The 18,324-nt window shown below is 42.9% G+C and carries 13 protein-coding genes; 4 read left to right on the forward strand and 9 right to left on the reverse strand.

The genetic code is table 11. The features are described from left to right. Positions 1-72: 72 nt before the first annotated feature. From PING_RS10970 to PING_RS11005, 8 genes are all read right to left on the reverse strand, one after another. On the reverse strand, positions 73-2,388 hold the full coding sequence (locus PING_RS10970) for an FdhF/YdeP family oxidoreductase (protein WP_011770427.1): 2,316 nt from the start codon (positions 2,386-2,388) through the stop codon (positions 73-75). 9 nt (positions 2,389-2,397) lie between these two features. Then, positions 2,398-3,357 carry a formate dehydrogenase accessory sulfurtransferase FdhD gene (gene fdhD, locus PING_RS10975; protein WP_011770428.1) on the reverse strand — a complete coding sequence of 320 codons (960 nt, stop codon included), beginning with the start codon at positions 3,355-3,357 and terminating at the stop codon, positions 2,398-2,400. 780 nt (positions 3,358-4,137) lie between these two features. Then, positions 4,138-4,869: a DUF3726 domain-containing protein gene (locus PING_RS10980; RefSeq protein WP_011770429.1), complete on the reverse strand. Its 732-nt coding sequence runs from the start codon at positions 4,867-4,869 to the stop codon at positions 4,138-4,140. Beyond that, positions 4,866-6,596: a hypothetical protein gene (locus tag PING_RS10985; RefSeq protein WP_011770430.1), complete on the reverse strand. Its 1,731-nt coding sequence runs from the start codon at positions 6,594-6,596 to the stop codon at positions 4,866-4,868. Before PING_RS10985 ends, PING_RS10980 begins: the two co-directional genes overlap by 4 nt. Before the next feature lie 106 nt (positions 6,597-6,702). Then, the gene (locus PING_RS10990) at positions 6,703-8,304 is read right to left on the reverse strand and encodes a BCCT family transporter (protein WP_011770431.1); all 1,602 of its coding nucleotides are present in this window, start codon (positions 8,302-8,304) and stop codon (positions 6,703-6,705) included. Between the two features lie 117 nt (positions 8,305-8,421). After that, on the reverse strand, positions 8,422-9,411 hold the full coding sequence (locus tag PING_RS10995) for a membrane dipeptidase (protein ID WP_011770432.1): 990 nt from the start codon (positions 9,409-9,411) through the stop codon (positions 8,422-8,424). Positions 9,412-9,467: 56 nt separating this feature from the next. Next, positions 9,468-10,928, reverse strand: a complete 1,461-nt coding sequence (locus PING_RS11000; RefSeq protein ID WP_011770433.1) for an aldehyde dehydrogenase family protein — start codon at positions 10,926-10,928, stop codon at positions 9,468-9,470. Between the two features lie 116 nt (positions 10,929-11,044). Next, positions 11,045-11,443, reverse strand: a complete 399-nt coding sequence (locus tag PING_RS11005) for a RidA family protein (protein WP_011770434.1) — start codon at positions 11,441-11,443, stop codon at positions 11,045-11,047. A 166-nt stretch (positions 11,444-11,609) separates the two neighbouring features. Here PING_RS11005 and PING_RS11010 point away from each other — a divergent pair, with 166 nt between their 5' ends. Together PING_RS11010 and PING_RS11020 are read left to right on the forward strand one after the other, a co-directional pair. Further along, positions 11,610-12,500 carry a LysR family transcriptional regulator gene (locus PING_RS11010; protein WP_011770435.1) on the forward strand — a complete coding sequence of 297 codons (891 nt, stop codon included), beginning with the start codon at positions 11,610-11,612 and terminating at the stop codon, positions 12,498-12,500. Between the two features lie 1,330 nt (positions 12,501-13,830). After that, positions 13,831-15,222, forward strand: coding sequence for an MFS transporter (locus PING_RS11020; RefSeq protein ID WP_011770436.1), 1,392 nt, complete (start codon positions 13,831-13,833; stop codon positions 15,220-15,222). Positions 15,223-15,442: 220 nt separating this feature from the next. Here PING_RS11020 and PING_RS20610 read toward each other — a convergent pair whose 3' ends face one another. After that, on the reverse strand, positions 15,443-15,607 hold the full coding sequence (locus PING_RS20610) for a hypothetical protein (RefSeq protein ID WP_157035355.1): 165 nt from the start codon (positions 15,605-15,607) through the stop codon (positions 15,443-15,445). A gap of 540 nt (positions 15,608-16,147) precedes the next feature. Between PING_RS20610 and PING_RS11025 the strand changes: the two genes are divergently transcribed. Further along, positions 16,148-17,089, forward strand: a complete 942-nt coding sequence (locus PING_RS11025; RefSeq protein ID WP_011770437.1) for a 2-hydroxyacid dehydrogenase — start codon at positions 16,148-16,150, stop codon at positions 17,087-17,089. A gap of 315 nt (positions 17,090-17,404) precedes the next feature. Further along, complete coding sequence (locus tag PING_RS11030; protein ID WP_011770438.1) at positions 17,405-18,043, forward strand: class I SAM-dependent methyltransferase; 639 nt, start codon at positions 17,405-17,407, stop codon at positions 18,041-18,043. Positions 18,044-18,324: the final 281 nt, after the last annotated feature.

The raw sequence follows: 18,324 nt of genomic DNA on the forward strand, positions 1-18,324 counted from the left end.
CCTTAACCTAAAGTTTGCTAATAAGAATGGCTTAGTGATCAGCCCTTTTTGATGCTAAAACAATAAGTTAAGTTAAGTCATAACAACGTCAATTTTGTCACTCTTCAATAGCGTCGCGGTTAAAACAACCGGAATCGCTTTCGAAATTGGCGTATCACTCAGATCTCCCGTTCCATCAATGGACATCAGGGGATTGGTTTCAGGAAAATAAGCAGCAATATTGCCCTCTGGAATATCATAAGCCACCAGCTTAAAGCCAAAAACCTTACGTTCAACAGCATCGGGCCAAAGGGATTCAATATCAACTAATTGACTGTTTTTAAGCCCCAATGCAGTGATGTCATTCACATTAACAAAAAGGACTTTACGTTCACCAAAAATACCGCGGTAACGATCATCAAAACCATAAATGCTGGTATTGTACTGATCGTGTGAACGCATAGTTTGTAAGACGAACACCGGATCCTTACTTAATTCCCGCAGGTTTGCGGGCAGTAAATGCAGCGGCAAATCATGCTCCATAAATTGTGCTTTTTTAGAGGGCGTTTGCCATTGCCGTTCAGCTGCCTTATTACCAAGATAAAAACCACCTGGTTGTTTTATCTTGGTATTCATATCGGTAAATCCAGGAATACTTTTTGCAATTAAATCGCGGATTCTGGCGTAATCTTCAATGACCCAAGGCCAATCAATGGGCTGTTTGCCCAAAGTAGCTGCAGCGATACCCGCAATAATAGCCGGCTCCGAGCGCATCTCGTAGGTATCACTCTCGACCACCCCGGCAGAGGCATGCACCATACTAAAAGAGTCTTCAACGGTGATGCTTTGCGGGCCTGATACCTGAATATCAATATCAGTACGTCCTAGGCAAGGTAGAATGAGTGAATCTTTCCCCAGAACAAGATGCGTACGGTTTAATTTTGTCGCGATATTCACCGTCAAGCTGCAGTTAGAAAGTGCTTGTTGGGTTAAGGATGTATCCGGCGTTGCGGCCGCAAAATTTCCACCTAAAGCAATAAACACTTTACTTTCACCCGCAAGCATCGCTTTGATAGCCGCAACCGCATTATGGCCAGGTTTTGAAGGAGCCTGAAAATCAAAGGCATGCGACAGGTTGTCGATAAATGCAGCACTCGGTTTTTCGTCAATGCCCATAGTACGATCACCCTGCACATTACTGTGCCCGCGCACCGGACACAACCCCGCACCTGGCCGCCCTAACTGTCCAAACAATAACTGCAGGTTGGTGATTTCTTGAATGGTTTTCACCGAATGTTTATGCTGAGTAATACCCATCGCCCAGGTAATAATCACCCGCTTGGATTGACGATAAATACCGGCGGCTTCTTCTATTTCAGATTGTGATAAGCCAGCCTGTTCGGTTATCTCATTCCACGGTGTCGCTTCAACCGCTTTTAAGTATTGCTCAATCCCTTGAGTGTGTTCTTCAATAAAGTCATGATCAAATATAGGCGAGCACCCGGCAGCCAACTGTGCTTTTTCAATCACAAAAAGGGCTTTAACCATGCCGCGTACAACGGCCATATCGCCGCCGAGTTTAGGCCTGAAATAGCACTGACTAATTTGTGTCGAGCCATTGGTGAGCATTTCTGTCACAGATTGAGGATTAGTAAAACGTTCTAAGCCTCGCTCTTTTAAGGTATTAAAAGTGACAATAGCGGCCCCTCGACGTGATGCCTGGCGCAGCGTATCTAACATACGAGGATGGTTTGTTCCCGGATTTTGACCAAAAACAAAAATAGCATCGGCATCTTCAAAGTCTGCCATTGTGACCGTGCCTTTACCGACCCCAACGGATTGTTTTAAGGCTATCCCGGTTGCTTCATGGCACATATTGGAGCAATCAGGAAAATTATTAGAGCCAAATTTTCGCACAAAAAGTTGATATAAAAATGCCGCTTCATTGCTCGCTCGACCCGAGGTATAAAATTCTGCCTGATTAGGGGACTCAAGTGCATTTAAGTGCTTGGCTATCAGCGTAAAAGCGTGCTGCCAACTAACCGCTTGATAGCAGTCAGTTTCACAATTGTACTGAACAGGATGACTCAACCTGCCCTGAGACTCTAAAAAATAATCACTTTGCTGGGTTAACCAACTTACGGGGTGCTGTTGAAAAAATTCAGGCGTAACACGGCGGCTTGTAGCTTCCCAATTAACGGCTTTTGCACCATTCTCACAAAACCTAAAGCGACTTTTTTCTGTCGATTCGCCCCATGCACAACCGGGGCAATCAAACCCTTTGTCCTGGTTTGTTTTTAGTAAGTTTAGAATGTTATGTGCAATATTTTCACTTTTCACCAGATGTTTGCTGGTACTTAATAAAGCACCCCAGCCACCAGCCGATCCTTTATATTTTTTAACTGTCATTTTAATTCTCTATTCGGTGGTCAGATTTAAACGGAAAGCACCATGGTAGATATTAAATCCGCCATTACGACTAAAGCCGATAAGTGTTAAATTGAAACGTTTTGCTATATTGATAGCGAGATTTGATGGTGCCCCGACAGCGACCAGTACAGAAATGCCAGCAACAAGCACTTTCTGAACCAACTCAAAACTGATACGACCGCTTAGGAATACAATTTTTTTTTGCTGATCAAGCGTTGCGCTTCTTGCTAATTTACCGATCAATTTATCTAAAGCGTTATGACGCCCGACATCTTCGCAGCTCAATAATAAAGCGCCTTTAGCATCGAATAAGCCGCAGCCATGCACCCCGCCCGTTTGCATAAACATCGCTTGAGATTGACGCAATTGATCGCCGAAATAAGGAATAATATGACCCGACAACCAGTGTTCCGCCGTGTCTAAAGCGGGAATATCACGTAGCTCTAAAGACTGTATTGATGATTTACCACACACTCCGCAACTGGAGAATGAGGTTGTATCTCTATTGATTAATGCCCAGTCAACAACCACATTCGCTGATAAGTGCACATTTATTTTATTGCGGAAGATTTCATCGGTATCTAGTTGATCATTGATACCTGTAATGTCGCGGGCTTTTTTTATAATACCTTCGGCCAACAATAACCCAGTCACCAGATTAAGGTCGTCACCCGGTGTGCGCATTGTCACTAAGTAAATACGCTCTTGTTCATGGCCCAATCTGTCGCTATAAATCAAGCTAATCTGTAGGGGTTCTTCGACAATCACGGAATCAATAGAAAGGCTTACTTGTGTGCCATTTATCTTCTGACGTGAACATGTCACGACACTCGGAGTATTTAAGCTTGATTGATATAGTTGCTGACTATTTTGATCAAAATTAACCTTAAAAGCTGAATCTTTATGACCTAACCAATCATCTTCCTGATTTACTTTCTGCTCAGCCATAAACTTACTTCACTCCCAACGGGTTGACTTCAAAAACGGATATGATCTCCGCAGCCTTTTCCCGACATTTTTTACATTCAAAAAGACTGTATTCAAAAAAAATTTAAAAGAACCAAAATGTAATATAGACACAAAAAACAACAGATCAGTGACAAGATAATCAAATACAATCATTTAACACAAGATTCAACATACGACTCTCTATGACATCAGGCGTTGTTATCTACAACTCATTGAATCAGCATTAGGCTGTTACTTTTAAAATGAAAATACGTTTTAGCTGAGTATTTTTAATACTTCATCTTCACATTCAATAATTTGATAAATTTTTCACAATACTGTTGTACACTACTCTTTGAATGGTAATAAATGAAACAGTAAATAATTTCATTTGATAAACGCTTAATCTTATTTAGATTGAACAAAATGTATGATCCAAAGGCCAGCAGACCTCAGGCGTATCGTAACGGTTTTTTTTTTTGACATCTAAGAAAATAATATTGGCTCAATAAAGCAAACCCTATTTTATAACCGTACAAGACAAAAGTGCTGATCCTACGAAGTAATGATGATTGATTGCATTTAGGATAAAGCGTTCTCTTTGTATTTTTTATTGCATCTTTTTTCTGACACATTTTCACTTTTTTATATTTATTAGAGACATTATTCCGAGTATCTATCCTCTCAGGAAATGATTTTAACGCCTCATTCCCTGAGGATAAATAAAGATGAGAAACATTAGCCGTACAAGATCGCCGCCAACACCCTTAATTTTATGATTTAGGTAAGCCCACCGGCGCCTTTTACCGATTGTTCGCTACTTTCGACAAGAATCGCCGTAGCGTTTTTTTTCAAAGTACTCCACTCGCCATCTTCGATAAAAATACCATTTTTCCATGCACTATTCTGAGCTTGCGCGAGCTTATTAGGATCAACATGTATACTGTAACCTTCAGACAGACGAGCCACGTCGAAATCACCAACAGAAAGCTCGATGGTCATGTCATGCAATCGTTGTTCGAAGGTATTAATCTCATCAGAAAAAAACAATTCAGGTGTGATACGGCCACCGTTAAGCACATACAAAGTACGGTTAGGGGTGCTGCCATTATCCCATTTTGCCGTACAGGCGATGCCCTTAGCGGCCAATTTCACTAACTCACTAAAAGCCAGCCAACGGTTGTGGCAGTTATTGATTTCGATCTTGAGTGACTTGAAACCGACCATCTTTTCAATGGCGTAATCCATAACAACAGGCAAGTAGCATGCCAAGCTGCAGTTATGCAAATCAACTTCAATAGTATTTTCGCCAGTGACTTTAATGTCGGCGGGACAATCACGTTCTAAGCCCATAAAGGCGCTGGCGTTGTTGAAGTGACGGACACCGTGCAAGCCCACTATTTGTAAATCTGCAACCATATTTGCGATGATATCAGCTTCACCACAGGCACGGCGCATACCAAGGAATGCTTTGTTTACAGCGGCCACTAACTCATTGTGAGAAACAATCATAACCCTTTGCTCCCGAGCGGCTGATCATTATTCAACAATTCGTTCAGGTTAGGTAATAATGGAAACAACCAATCGTCCTGAGCAGTTTGACTGTGAATTTCATCCAACAAAGGTGCACCCTGGAAGAATGTCACCCGCACCCAGCGATCTGAGCGCGGGTCAAAGGTTGTCGCTCCAAACATGGATAATTTACAGCGTAGTAAATGCATTGGAAGCGACGCTTTATGCAACACGTTCATTTGAATATCGCCCATCGCTTTGTGACCCATAGTCCATACCCGTCGCGCTATGGTGCGATATTGCGGATATTGAACAAGGAATTCAACCAAGGATAGTTCTGGCGCTTGTTCAAGTAGCGCATGATATAAGCGATTCGCTTGACGACCTATATCTAAAAGTGATTCTCGATCATCACCCGGCTCTTCTCCACGTACACCAAGTCTTGGTTCTTCTTTGTCTTGAGAGCGATACCAGAACCAGTACTGGTTTTCAGCCAGACTGAAATCGGTATTGATCGCCCAACGATAGTTTTTTTCCAGAGTCAGCAATAGATTCTGAATTTTTTTACCACTCGGCAGAGAGAGCGTTTCATCACAATTCATCTGTTCTTGATAAACATCCACCAATTCAGGATAAAGTTCCATCAAGCAGGCCAGTAGGATTTCCTGGGTTTCCAAACTCAAATGTTGTGAGTCTGCTAACAGATCCCCCCAAGACTGACTTTGCGCCACCAAAGTTGCTAAATTTTCGTGCATATGTTTTAGCTCACCGACCGCAATTGCATTGAGTTTTTGTTGCGTTTCGTTAATGGTCATGATCTGTTCAAGGTGACGAATGGCTTTTTGCAGCAAAGCTTGTAACGGCGCAAATTTACCTGCCTCCGTCGCACACGCGAGTACCGCCGCCAACGCAGTTTCCCGGGTAGTCATCCACTGGTCAACAGTGCACGGGTGATTGATAAGATAGGGTGCCATGCCCAGACCCGTCGCATTTCCTACCCCTAAATAGCGTTGCAGCTCACGATGCAGTTTCGTTGCCTGTTCACCGCCTCGCTGTGTTGCCAGATAGTTTACCCAATCCAGGCTGAATGATCTTAACAGGTATACTGCACACATTTGAGCGCTGAACGACTGCTCGAAATCTGGATTTTTTTCTAGCAATTTGAAATCTGCTATACCAAATTTTCCATTACCGTAAACCGCTGTTGTACGAAGAATATAGCACACCTCAGCAAGATCTTTCGGGTTTGGTTGAACACCTTTCGCAAGGTGACTGACAATATGTTCAAACACGCGCACACTTTTGTTTGCTCTCGCCAATACTAAGACATTATTTGGATTACGGCCCGCTTCCTGTAACGGGACATTAGATCTGAGTTTTTCAAGTAAACTCTCATCAACATAGCCATACACAAGGGCAAAGGTGACATCCCATTTTTCAGCAATAACACGATCATTGCGCTCATAGTCGGCTATTTCATTACAAAAGACAACCAGGTGATAAACATGATGAGGTGTCGCCAATTTGTAAATTACATGGCCAAAACCCTGCGGACAAAGTTGCCATTCCTGCTTGCTGACTTTCCATTGCTGTTGTGCCATTTTACGAATTAACGTTCGGACAAAGCTGATTCTAGTCTGGTGCATAGCTCCCAGCCTTTCCGGCGCCATGACAACATCTGCCTTTCTCAGTGTTGCTTCAGTGCGGGTAGCACGATCTGCATCCATATTCCTCACCACCATTTTAGTTATTAAAGTATTTGATCTTCCAGTTAGGGCGAGCGAACTCGCCCCCTGAGCATTACTTCGACTGATGTATTGACACCAATGCGTTTTATAGCCCTTGATCTTTCGCCATCTGGATCGCGATTTGCGGCGCGTTCCAGAGTGATGGCAGTAAGATAATAGAAACGGGTACAGCTGTGATAACAATGAATGATTGCAGCGCAGAGATACCACCAGAACCAAGGGAAATCAGTATCAAAGCAGTTACCCCCATCATAACTCCCCAAAAGATTCGAATCATTGCATTTGGTTCAGTTTCACCACTAATAACCACACTGATGGTGTAAGTCATCGAGTCACCTGTTGTCACGATGAAGATAGTGGTCAGGATCAGGAATAAGATTGAAACAAGCATAGGTAGTGGTAGCTGCTGAGTCACCGCCAGCAGTGCCCCAGGTAAGTTGAAACCTTCAAATGCGCTACTCACACTGCCCGGATTCGCAATTTCAAATGCCAAACCAGAGCCTCCAACTATGGTAAACCAGAAGCAGGTCACAAGTGGTGCTATCAAACTAATGGTCGTAACCAATTGGCGAATGCTGCGGCCACGGGAGATACGGGCAATAAAGATAGCCATCATTGGACCGTAGCCCAGGAACCAACCCCAGAAGAAGACTGTCCACCAGCTCAACCAACCTTCATCTCCGCGGTAAGTCGCCATTGGAATAAAGTTATCCAACATGCTGCCTACGCCTTGAATGTAACCATTAAAGATAAAATTCGTTGGCCCAAAAATCAGAATGTAAACCATCAGTATCATCGCTAAAATAACGTTATACCGACTTAACATTTGCATGCCGCGGTTCAAACCACTAAGTGCTGATAAAGTGTATAGTACAATGGCAAACAGAATAATGATTAACTGAGTGGTAAAACCATCCGGGATATCAAAAAGAGCATTTAATGCGTAGCTAACTTGCAAGCCTAAAAAGCCGATCGGACCTATCGTACCCGCCGCCACCGCAACGATACAACATGCATCAATCAACGCGCCAGTGTGACCTTTAAGCACCCGCTCGCCTAACACCGGGTAAAGTAAAATACGCGGCTTTAGCGGCAGACCTTTGTCGTAATGTAAGTGCATCACCACAATCGACGTTAAGCTGCCAACGATTGCCCAAGCCAAAAACCCCCAGTGCATAAAGGATTGTGACAACGCATTCACCGCACCTTGCTGAGCATCCAGCTGAGGACCATAAAGCGGAGGAGGACTCACAAAATGCGCGATGGGTTCCGCTGCCGCCCAAAATACACCACCCCCTGCAAGTAATGTACAAAAGATAATCGCCATCCAACGGAACCCATCCATTTCAGGCTTGGCTATGCCGCCAAGAATAACCTTGCCTGTTCGTCCGGCTGCCAGCGCAATACCGATAATAAAAGTCAGCAGCAGCAGTAATTGCCAATATGGGCCAAAGACTTTAACTGACCATGAGAAGCCAGTATTCACCAGGCTCGACAGCAGCTCAGCATCGTATAGTGCGAGCAGAACGAACAGGCTGATAAATCCGCCGCTGTACCAAAAAGCAGGGTTATCCAACCCAAGTTTGTCGGCAATACTTTTGCTGTTATTTATACTTGCAGATTGTGCAGTATTGATTTCCGAAGCTTCAAAGCTAGAAGCTTTCACTCTATTGATTAAATCAGACATATTCTGACTCCAGTGGTTCTTTGCAGCTGCCATATAGATGATGACTACAAGAGTTATATTTAACAGCTGTCTATTACTTTCATATTGGGCAGACTGTTCCGTGTTTGGACTGCAACGTTACGAAATAGGCTCTAATCCCTGTTTTAGGAAGTTAAACCAGTTCCCGCCCAATATTTGCCCAGTCTCAGATTCACTGAATCCGTGACGCATTAATCCGTTGTAGATATTCTCCATGCCCGCGCTTCCACAGAACCAGGGAAGCGCGTTCGGCCAGCGTGAATTGCTTGCTGAACCTTCTCCGTAATCCATCGTCTTTGACCAGCGCCCATTACGCATCCACTCCAGCACTTCCTGCGGTTGATTTAGACACAAATCACTGCCAATACCCAAGTGCTCAACGCCGACCATATCTGCAGTTGTGGCCACCATTTGACAGAAATTTTCTAAGCTGCATTGACTGCCATTTGGTAAGTGGAATGGATATAAGCTAAAACCAATTAAGCCACCACGCGCACTCAGCGCTTTAATCACATCATTCGATTTATTACGCAGTGCATCGTGGGCAAAGATTGGATTCGCGTGGCTGATACAGATTGGCCGCGTAGATAAATCAATCGCCTCAAGTGTTGAACGTTCAGCACTGTGCGACATATCAATAATCATGCCCACGCGGTTCATCTCGGTGATAGCTTGCCTGCCAAAACGCGTAATACCCGTATCGTGCTGCTCATAGCAGCCTGTCCCCAGCAGACTTTGGTTGTTGTAAGTAAGCTGCATGATCAGCAGGCCTTGTTTACGCATCACTTCAATCAAACCGATTTCATCGTCTATTGGAGAACAGTTTTGAGCACCAAAGTAAATCCCCACTTTACCTAAAGACTTCGCTTTTTCTACATCCGCCATAGACAGAACAGGCATAATTAAATCTGAATTTTGCTCGAACCTTAGATTCCACTGTGCAAAGCGAGTCAGTGTTTCACGCGCATTTTCGTGATAAACCATGGTCGCATGGACCGCTGTAATACCGCTGGCTTGAAGCGTTTTAAAATACTCCCGGTCCCAATTGCAGTACTGCAGCCCATCAATCACAATCTGTTTCTGGTACATAACCACCCCTTAATACAATTTATCGTGTTACTGAAAAACCTAGTTACAGAAAACGTTTAATAAGGACGTTGATAAGCTGTTTTCACTATGGTGTAGAACTCTTTTGCGTATTGCCCTTGCTCACGCGGGCCAAAGCTTGATTCTTTACGGCCACCAAATGGCACATGATAATCGGTGCCCGCCGTTCCCAAGTTGACCATTACGCAGCCGCTTTGAGCTTGTTGCTTGAACATTGCGCTACTACGCAGACTTTGCGTAATAATACCGCTGGTCAGACCAAAACGAGTATCGTTCGTCGTCGCAATGGCTTCTTCCAAATTGGCCACTCGAATAACGCTAGTCAGCGGAGCAAACACTTCTTCCTGGTTAACTTCCCAGCTATTTTGGGTATTCAGGAACAGCGTTGGCGACATGTAGTAACCCTCATGTTCCAGATTCAAACGTTCCCCCCCAAAGGCCAGCTCTGCACCGCTTTGACGCGCTTTATTAATCCAATAAAAGTTCGATTCCAGTTGCTTGCTATCAACCACAGGTCCCATGAAAACTCCTTCTTTTAGCGCGTGACCGACGCTAAGAGAACCCATGCGAGTGATCAGCGCGTCTACGAAAGCATCGTGAATACCATCCATCACCACTAAACGAGATGAAGCCGTACATTTCTGACCAGAGCTTGAAAATGAACCTGCAATCGCCGCTTCAACTGCCGTTTCAATATCCGCATCGTCGGCAATAACCAATGCGTTTTTACTGCCCATCTCAAGCTGGCAACGCACGAAGTTTGGCGCAGTCGCAGTAGCCACTTTACGGCCTGTATCGACGGAGCCGGTAAAGCTCACACCATTGATCTCTTTAGAGTTAATCAGCGTATCACCCACCACAGAGCCACTGCCTAAAAGCAGGTTAAAGGTCCCGGCGGGAATACCCTGGCGGTGAATAATTTCAGTTAGCGCAACCGCACTGGCTGGTGTCAGGTTGGCAGGTTTCCAGATCACGCTGTTACCAAAGGCAAGCGCGGGTGCAATTTTCCAAGCCGCCGTGGCAGTCGGGAAGTTCCAGGGTGAAATAATCGCAATAACCCCCACCGCTTCACGGGTCACTTCCACTGAAACGCCTGGTCGCACTGAAGCTGCTGTATCGCCAATTTGACGAAGCACTTCTGCTGCAAAATATTGGAAGAATTGACCGGCACGATAAATCTCGCCACGACCTTCTGCAAAAGGTTTACCTTCTTCACGCGAAAGCAGCCTGCCTAATTCATCACAGCGCGCAATCAGCTCATCACCTATCGCTTGTAATACCGTTTGCTTACGCTCAAGGGGTGTTTTTTCCCACTCCGGTTGCGCGTATTTAGCCGCTGAAATAGCCTGCTGAACCTGCGTCTCACTTGCCTGTGCAAAATCTCCCAGGCTTTCTGCAATATCTGAGGGGTTAATGTTCGCTACCGTGCTAATGCCTGATTGCCATTCACCCGCAATATAAAGTGATTTTTCTGTTGGAACATTCTGTGCTTGGGTCATTATTTTGTCCTTGTAATGATTTAGCTGCATTTTATTCTGCCGGCCGGTTATGTAAATAGGAGAACGATTGAAACTGTTTTAATTTGCTTATTTTGTTAATTTTGTTAATTTTTTAGCTATTCAGGCTGAGAGGCCGCGGCATAGACCACAAATTCCACCAGCATTTCTTCGCGTGCTAGCCCTGCAACAACCATGGCTGCACGGTTTGGGTAAGGGGCGTTGAAATATTCAGCGTAAACGCTGTTCACGGTTTTCAGATACTCGCGATCAGTCACGTAAATCAGTACTTGAAGCACTGAATCCAACGATTCACCGGCACATTCCAATGTATGAACAAGGTTATTGAGGGTTTGCCGAGTTTGAGCTTCTATTCCACCTGCGACTACCGCACCAGTATCATCAATGGGAATTTGTGCTGTATAGAGCGTACCATTATTGACAATTGCCCATTCAAGTGGTGCTTTTGAAGCGAAAAGAGATGTCTTAACCAGATGTTTTTTATTTTGAGTGTTCATGTTTTGATCCAAATATTTAACAGCTAATTAACAACTGTGCAACAAGATGGCTGTACATTACTCTTTGACTGGTGATAAGCAAAACGGTAAAATTCTGTCATTTGATAATAAAAATCTATCACCCTGCTGAGGCAAGGTAAATAAAGGGCTTACAGGAGCTGTACTCATGAATATCAAACACCAACAATTAAATCATTTTGTGATGGTCGTCGAAGAAGGTGGATTTCGAGCCGCCTCAAATCGTGCAAACCGTTCTCAAGCAGCACTTTCTACGTCAATAAAAGAACTGGAAAAAATTCTCGGTCAGCCCCTTTTCGAAGCTGGAAATAAATTGACACTCACTCCATTCGGCAATATATGTCTACCAAAAATAAGGCTGTTCCTGAATGCTTACGGCTCATTGGTCAATGATTTACGCGCGGCGGCAGCTGGCCAACAGGGGCGAGTACGAATCGCCAGTGTCCCTTCCGTGGCAGCCAAACTTATTCCAAGTGTGCTAGCCGAATTTTGTGAAAAGTATCCTAAGGTAGAAGTGAGCTTAATTGACGATAATGCCGCGGGGGTCGAAGCGCGACTGCTGGCAGGAGAAGTGGATTTAGCACTAGGAAACAGCTCTAATATTGCAGACGATGCGCTAGATTTCACGCCACTGATAACAGATCCAATTGGGGTGGTGTGTTTACGAGATAACCCAATCGCAGCACATCCACAGGGAGTAAAATGGCAAGAATTATTAAAACAACCCTTTATTAGAAACGGCACATGCACGTTATTAGATCCAACACCCGCACGCGCCCTTAGCCAGCAAGCGCTTTATTCAATAGAGAATATCACTTCGCTTTTTTCGGTACTAGAGTTGGGGATCGGCATCACAACACTGCCCAAACTCGCTTTCCCGATCAACCAAACACGGTTGATTTGGATCCCCTTGACCGACCCGCCACTCAAACGCCAAATTGGTATTTTCAAATTGGCAGATCGAACCATCTCTCCTCAAGCACAGATTTTTCTTGATTTGTGTATTAAATACCTGAACGCCACTGGAAAATCTGATTAACGTTTGTTTTTCAGTGAAGCGAGCCTAGTGTGAAAGGTGGGCGATCCATTGCTTTTTATTTACGCAGTTGAATTGATAATACGCATTGAGATAAATAAATGGTCTAAAATTGCACAGGAAAAATATTATGGGTAGTCATCATCCTTAGAAAGCACAAATAGCAACTGTACTTGGTACTACACCAAACAGACGCGCATCATCCATATGCACTCACCATGAAAAGATGAAAGCAGTTATTGGTCATTACTACAAGGGTGGATTTGAGTCATACAACCTGGCTAAAGACCCATTTTTTAGACCTTTGATTACTGTTCTGAACAATAGTCGTTCTGACTATTAATTGGATAAGCGGGTCTGTAGTGGCGAGTAATGTCGGTCACAAATTTGTGGTTTTTTAAGCAGGTTTGAGGGTGAAAACCAGGTAGTTTATTTACTCAAATATTGCGCTGTAATCTAATTGAACTGCCTTTGTATAAGGAAAAGTGATTGGACGATTAATCCCCAAAAGCAACCTCATTTCAAAATTCCGTAATGTGAAAGTTCACTCAACAGCAATAATAAAGATATCCGATAGACCAACGCGCTGTTTTTATTTAAGGTTAATAAAATGTCCGTACATTTAGAAAACAGGAAAGGGTTATTTTTCAACAGAAAAGGATGATGAACCCCCTTCTTTTTCTAAAATCCCAGCCTATTTCTATGGTACTCAATTATTCTATTGAAAAAGTTATAGTTTGTTATTTCCGAGGAGTCGTTAGCGTTATTCCCTAAAACAGGCACTTTTGCATCTGAGATTTTTCCAAAAAAAATCAACTAACTGTAAATATGGATGAATTTAATCAAAAAAATAGGATGCTTTATTGATTTGTTATGGTGCGCGGGTGGTAACATTTATGATCAATCATTTTGAATTATTTACTCTGCGCCAACCCTTTGATCCTACGCAAGATAAGTCCGCTCCTGCTGCTACATTTAAAATGCCAGGGTTTTATAAGATAGTTCGCCATCCTGTTCAGACCGCGATACTTATTCTAGTGTGGGCCGTACCAATGTCAACAGCCAGTCACTTAGTTTTTGCAGTTGGTATTAGTATTTAACGGTTTGTATTTTGAAGAAAAAGGCTTAAGCAAAGAATTTGGTGATACCTGCTTAGATTACATGCAGTGGGTTAAAAGAGTGATTGCATTTATTGTCTAGCGGTAAAAAAATCACAGTGAAACAGTGAAATAAGCATCGATTCACTTTATTGATATCAATAAATTAATACCTGTACTTGGGCTCTTTCTTGGGTATGATTGAAATTTAACTTCGTCATAAGGCTTTCCCCATTTTGCCAGAAACTTCTACTGAAAATGCTGCTGTTGCCAAATTTGCATTAATAATTGTTTGTCTCGGTTCCATTATTGGGCCTATGGGAATGGCCTCTGTGAACATCGCTATCCCAGATTTAGCATCTGATTTACAGGCCAATGCCAAGATGGTTTCGTGGCTACCCACACTGTTTATATTGAGCAGTGTGATATTTATGCTGCCTGCTAGCAAGTTGGCAGACAACTACGGAAGAAAGCGGATCTATGCCTATGGCCTGACCTTAAATGCATTTTCCTCTCTTATGTGTGGACTTGGCACCAGTATCGAATGGGTGCTGTTTTGGCGATTTGTACAAGGTGCTGCGTCGGCAATGATTTTTGGTCCGGGTATAGCGATTATTACATCGGTTACGCCTTCCCATAAACGAGGTGCCGCTCTTGGTATAGCTGCTGCATGTATTTATGTTGGATTAACTGTTGCACCAGCAGTGGGGGGGTGGCTAACTGAATTATGGGGCTGGCGTTCGGTATTTCTATTTCAGGTACCTATCGTAATTGCACTTTTATTGTTAATTAAAATGCGCTTGTCAGGTGAATGGAAGAATGATAAAAAAACCCAATATGACTGGTGGGGAACATTTATTTTTGCTGTGTTTGCATCATCGTTGGTATATGGGTTAAGTATCATATATAACAGTTTAGGGCTTGTGCTGCTTGGGCTATCGGCTATCAGTTTGGCACTTTTTATTTTACATCAGAGTCGCAGTCGCAGGCCGCTTATCCGTGTACAAATGTTCCGTGAAAATCGGCTGTTTTCCATGTCATTAACCACATCATTGTTTATGTATGCCAGTAATTTTCCGCTGATATTTTTAATGAGTTTATATTTGCAATATGTAAAAGGCCTCAGTCCTTCACATGCCGGGCAGGTTATATTGGTTCAGGCATTGTCGATGGCGATAATGGCACCCTTGTCTGGCAGGCTGGCCGATAGATTTCAGCCTCGGGTGCTAACAACCCTTGGTTGTGTGATTGTTGCTTGTGGGCTGTTGGTGTTGAGCTGTATGAACACCCAAACCAGTGTGACTTATATTACCAGTTCGTTTCTATTGATTGGGATCGGCTTTGGTTTGTTTTCTACTCCCAATAATAACGCTATTATGGGCGCGGCTAAGAGTCATGAGGTGGGTGCGGCTTCAGCATCGATGAATCTTGCGCGAACCATAGGCAATCTTTTGGGAATGAGTCTAGTGAATCTTATGGTACATTTCTATCTGGGTAATGCTCAGTTTACACCAGAGCAGAACCCAATACTTATAAAAACAGTTGAGATGGCATTAAATATGTCTCTGGCATTTGTTGTAGTAGCCTGCGTAATATCGGTTTTACGTGGTAAATCAAAATCTGACTAATACGTCACTATTTTTGATCTACTTATGGATTACTGTATCTAATTTGTTATATAAAGAAGTGTGAATTAATTAAATAGTACCTATTTCAGCTCAATTTATAAGAGCTTCTAAGGTGTCGCATATTGGGGCTGTTTGAATTTTTTTGGCCAGCCTGCAAAGCCGTAATGTTGTACTATCCATTCTTTACTGCATCGTAAATTGGAGACGTTAAAATTTTAATCTACGCCACGGATAACCCCCCTTTTTTATACGACATAAAGGTACTGCCACTTAGATGGCCGCCATTAATTTCAGCATGATTATCGAAGACTTGTTTGTTGATCAATATATTTAAAGGACGCTGGTTCCAAGAGCACAAATATAGGTTTGCCAACACAGTATCCATATTTTCTCTTAGAGAAAGATCCATTTGGCTTTGAAAGTGTGCGACTGCACTGCAACAGCTCATCTTATGATCACTCTCTTATTGTGCATCCATATTGATATCGATGAGCGCTAATTCCAAAGATAAAAGCCACAAAATCCTCAGCAATCTACTCATTCTAAAATACATGGCGTGGGTCATTTAACTATTGATGCAGTATTAGCCGTCACCGCTATATCGAATTCACTACCATTACGCACCATAAACCCAAAGTGTAATCACTAAATTAACTTAACCACATTATTTTGGCTTGAATACACAGGAAAGACGAAAGCCTACCTTGCTTTTTCAACCCGGTTACGGCATTTTTTAGCAAGATAGAGCGCCTTTGCCCATTTCATTGTTGCACTCCGGTATATTCAACTAATACACTAGAGCGACTTGCTGTAGGGTTAGATTCTATTGTAATGATAATCGTTGTACAGCCCATTATGTATAGATAAAGTGGTTGCTTTAGACTTTTGATATTACGCTTTTTTAAAATAACGAGGTTGTTAATTAATGAAATATATTGTACTGATCACCAATATGGATGCACAAATTGAGCAACAATGGTTAGCGGTATTACAGAAAAGATTACACAATGAAAAAATTCTTTTACCCGATCAGATAACAGCTGTTCAGGCACAACAGATTGATATTGCAATAGTGGCCAATCCTGATCCGAAAGTTGTTGCACGATTTCCCAATTTAATCTGGATTCAAAGCTTATGGGTTGGTGTTGAAAAGTTGATCACCACATTACCTCTGGATAAAATAAAGCTGGTTAAATTAAATGATCCGCACCTTACACAAACAATGGCTGAAGCGGTACTCGCATGGACACTCTATTTACAGCGCAATATGCCTGAATACACCCTGCAGCAAGCACAAAAAAAATGGCAGCCAATCCCCTATAAAAGTCCTCAAGAAACACGTGTTTCAATATTGGGTGCGGGTACTTTGAGCATGGCAGCGGTCAATATCTTAAATCGGCATGGTTACCCTGTTTGTTGTTGGAGCCGCAGCGCAAAAAAACTTACCAGCGGTCACCATTTCACCGGAAAATCCGGCTTGCAGTCAATGCTACGTAAAACCGATATTTTGATCAATTTACTGCCTTTAACCCCCACTACCCACCACCTTATTGATGATAATTTATTAAAGAATTTACCTAAAGGAAGCCGCTTTATAAATTTCTCACGCGCGGCAGTCGTCGATACTAAAGCGTTATTAGCACTATTGGATGAGTCACATATTGCACATGCTGTACTGGATGTTTTTGACCAGGAGCCATTGCCCGTTACAAGCAAGATTTGGCAACATTCAAACATCACCGTTTTGCCGCATATTTCGGGGCCAACAGATATCAATAGCGCAGCTGGTATTGTGGCTGAAAATATAAAAAACTATCGAGCAACAAATATCATTCCCGATGCCGTCGACAGTGAGCAAGGTTATTGATTGTTGATACTGCTTAGCAATAATAGGGCAAGTTTTTAGATAAACTGCTCATAAATAACGCCGATATTTTCAGCCGCTATTAACCTCCGGATTAAGACTCAACTAATTTGTGAAGTATCTTGTAATAGAGTATCAAATTAGTTAATTTTATCGCCGTCAAAACAGGCCTATTTTGGCTTACTCACGAGAGAATTTGAGCGTCAGCTATTAGTGCGCGCAAACGGCAAGATGCGGGCATGGGTGTTTTCCAAGAGAGTTGTCACTTAAATTTTATCTTAAGGCCACTTTACACATTTTAAATAACAGGAAGTCTTTATGCATCTTTGTCCCTTATGTTCATCAAATCAGACTCAGTTCTATTTTGAAGACAAGAATCGCTGCTATTTCCAGTGTTCCCGCTGTGAGTTGGTCTTTGTACCCGAGGAGCAGAGGCTCAATGCAGTAAGTGAGAAAGCCCATTATGATCAGCATGAGAATGACCCAGATGATCAGGGGTATCGGCACTTTTTATCACGCTTATCCTTGCCTCTTCTTGAAAGGATAGATTCAGACACTGCAGGATTGGATTTTGGCTGCGGACCGGGGCCTGCATTGGCACATATGCTGCGCGAAGCTGGACACAATATTGCGCTATACGATATTTACTATCAACCCGATACCGATGTGCTGGAAAAAACCTATGATTTTGTGACTGCGACAGAGGTGATAGAACACCTTTATGATCCTAAAAATATATGGTCACAATGGTTAAATTTAGTTAAGCCGGGTGGTTGGATAGGAATAATGACGAAACAGGTGATAGACCTTGAAGCATTTTCGCGCTGGCACTATAAGAATGACCCTACCCATGTCTGCTTTTTTAGCCGGGCGACTTTTCGCTATCTGGCAGAGCGTGACAAGCTTAAATTAGAATTCATTGGAAATGATGTGGTTTTACTGAGAAAACCTCATTAGTGAGTCGAAATACGGTGTTTTTCAAGAAAGTTTCCTTGACCTTATTGCTCACTTGGCAATGCTGGTGCCCTGCACATTAATAGGCAGGATTTGATAACTCAGCTTATTAGTCTCAACAGTTATGACCAACCTCATGCTCGCTACTGGAAAAGGCGAGCGTAGCAATAGCTTAAATTCTCACTGTTTAAGGCACTTGGAAGCAGAAACCTTTGCTTTTTATGCTCTAATAAAAATTTTATCAGCCAATGCTTTAAAGTAATAAAAGAGTTAAATACCCGGTT

The organism is Psychromonas ingrahamii 37, assembly GCF_000015285.1.
Lineage (GTDB): Bacteria > Pseudomonadota > Gammaproteobacteria > Enterobacterales > Psychromonadaceae > Psychromonas > Psychromonas ingrahamii.

What these genes read in the sequence shown, in the direction of transcription:
- PING_RS11010 (WP_011770435.1), top strand. Translation starts at nt 11,610, where the DNA reads ATGAATATCAAACACCAACAATTAAATCATTTTGTGATGGTCGTCGAA.
- PING_RS11000 (WP_011770433.1), bottom strand. Translation starts at nt 10,928, where the DNA reads ATGACCCAAGCACAGAATGTTCCAACAGAAAAATCACTTTATATTGCG.
- PING_RS11005 (WP_011770434.1), bottom strand. Translation starts at nt 11,443, where the DNA reads ATGAACACTCAAAATAAAAAACATCTGGTTAAGACATCTCTTTTCGCT.
- PING_RS10995 (WP_011770432.1), bottom strand. Translation starts at nt 9,411, where the DNA reads ATGTACCAGAAACAGATTGTGATTGATGGGCTGCAGTACTGCAATTGG.
- PING_RS10985 (WP_011770430.1), bottom strand. Translation starts at nt 6,596, where the DNA reads ATGGATGCAGATCGTGCTACCCGCACTGAAGCAACACTGAGAAAGGCA.
- PING_RS10980 (WP_011770429.1), bottom strand. Translation starts at nt 4,869, where the DNA reads ATGATTGTTTCTCACAATGAGTTAGTGGCCGCTGTAAACAAAGCATTC.
- PING_RS11025 (WP_011770437.1), top strand. Translation starts at nt 16,148, where the DNA reads ATGAAATATATTGTACTGATCACCAATATGGATGCACAAATTGAGCAA.
- PING_RS10990 (WP_011770431.1), bottom strand. Translation starts at nt 8,304, where the DNA reads ATGTCTGATTTAATCAATAGAGTGAAAGCTTCTAGCTTTGAAGCTTCG.
- PING_RS20610 (WP_157035355.1), bottom strand. Translation starts at nt 15,607, where the DNA reads ATGGATACTGTGTTGGCAAACCTATATTTGTGCTCTTGGAACCAGCGT.
- PING_RS11030 (WP_011770438.1), top strand. Translation starts at nt 17,405, where the DNA reads ATGCATCTTTGTCCCTTATGTTCATCAAATCAGACTCAGTTCTATTTT.
- PING_RS10970 (WP_011770427.1), bottom strand. Translation starts at nt 2,388, where the DNA reads ATGACAGTTAAAAAATATAAAGGATCGGCTGGTGGCTGGGGTGCTTTA.
- fdhD (WP_011770428.1), bottom strand. Translation starts at nt 3,357, where the DNA reads ATGGCTGAGCAGAAAGTAAATCAGGAAGATGATTGGTTAGGTCATAAA.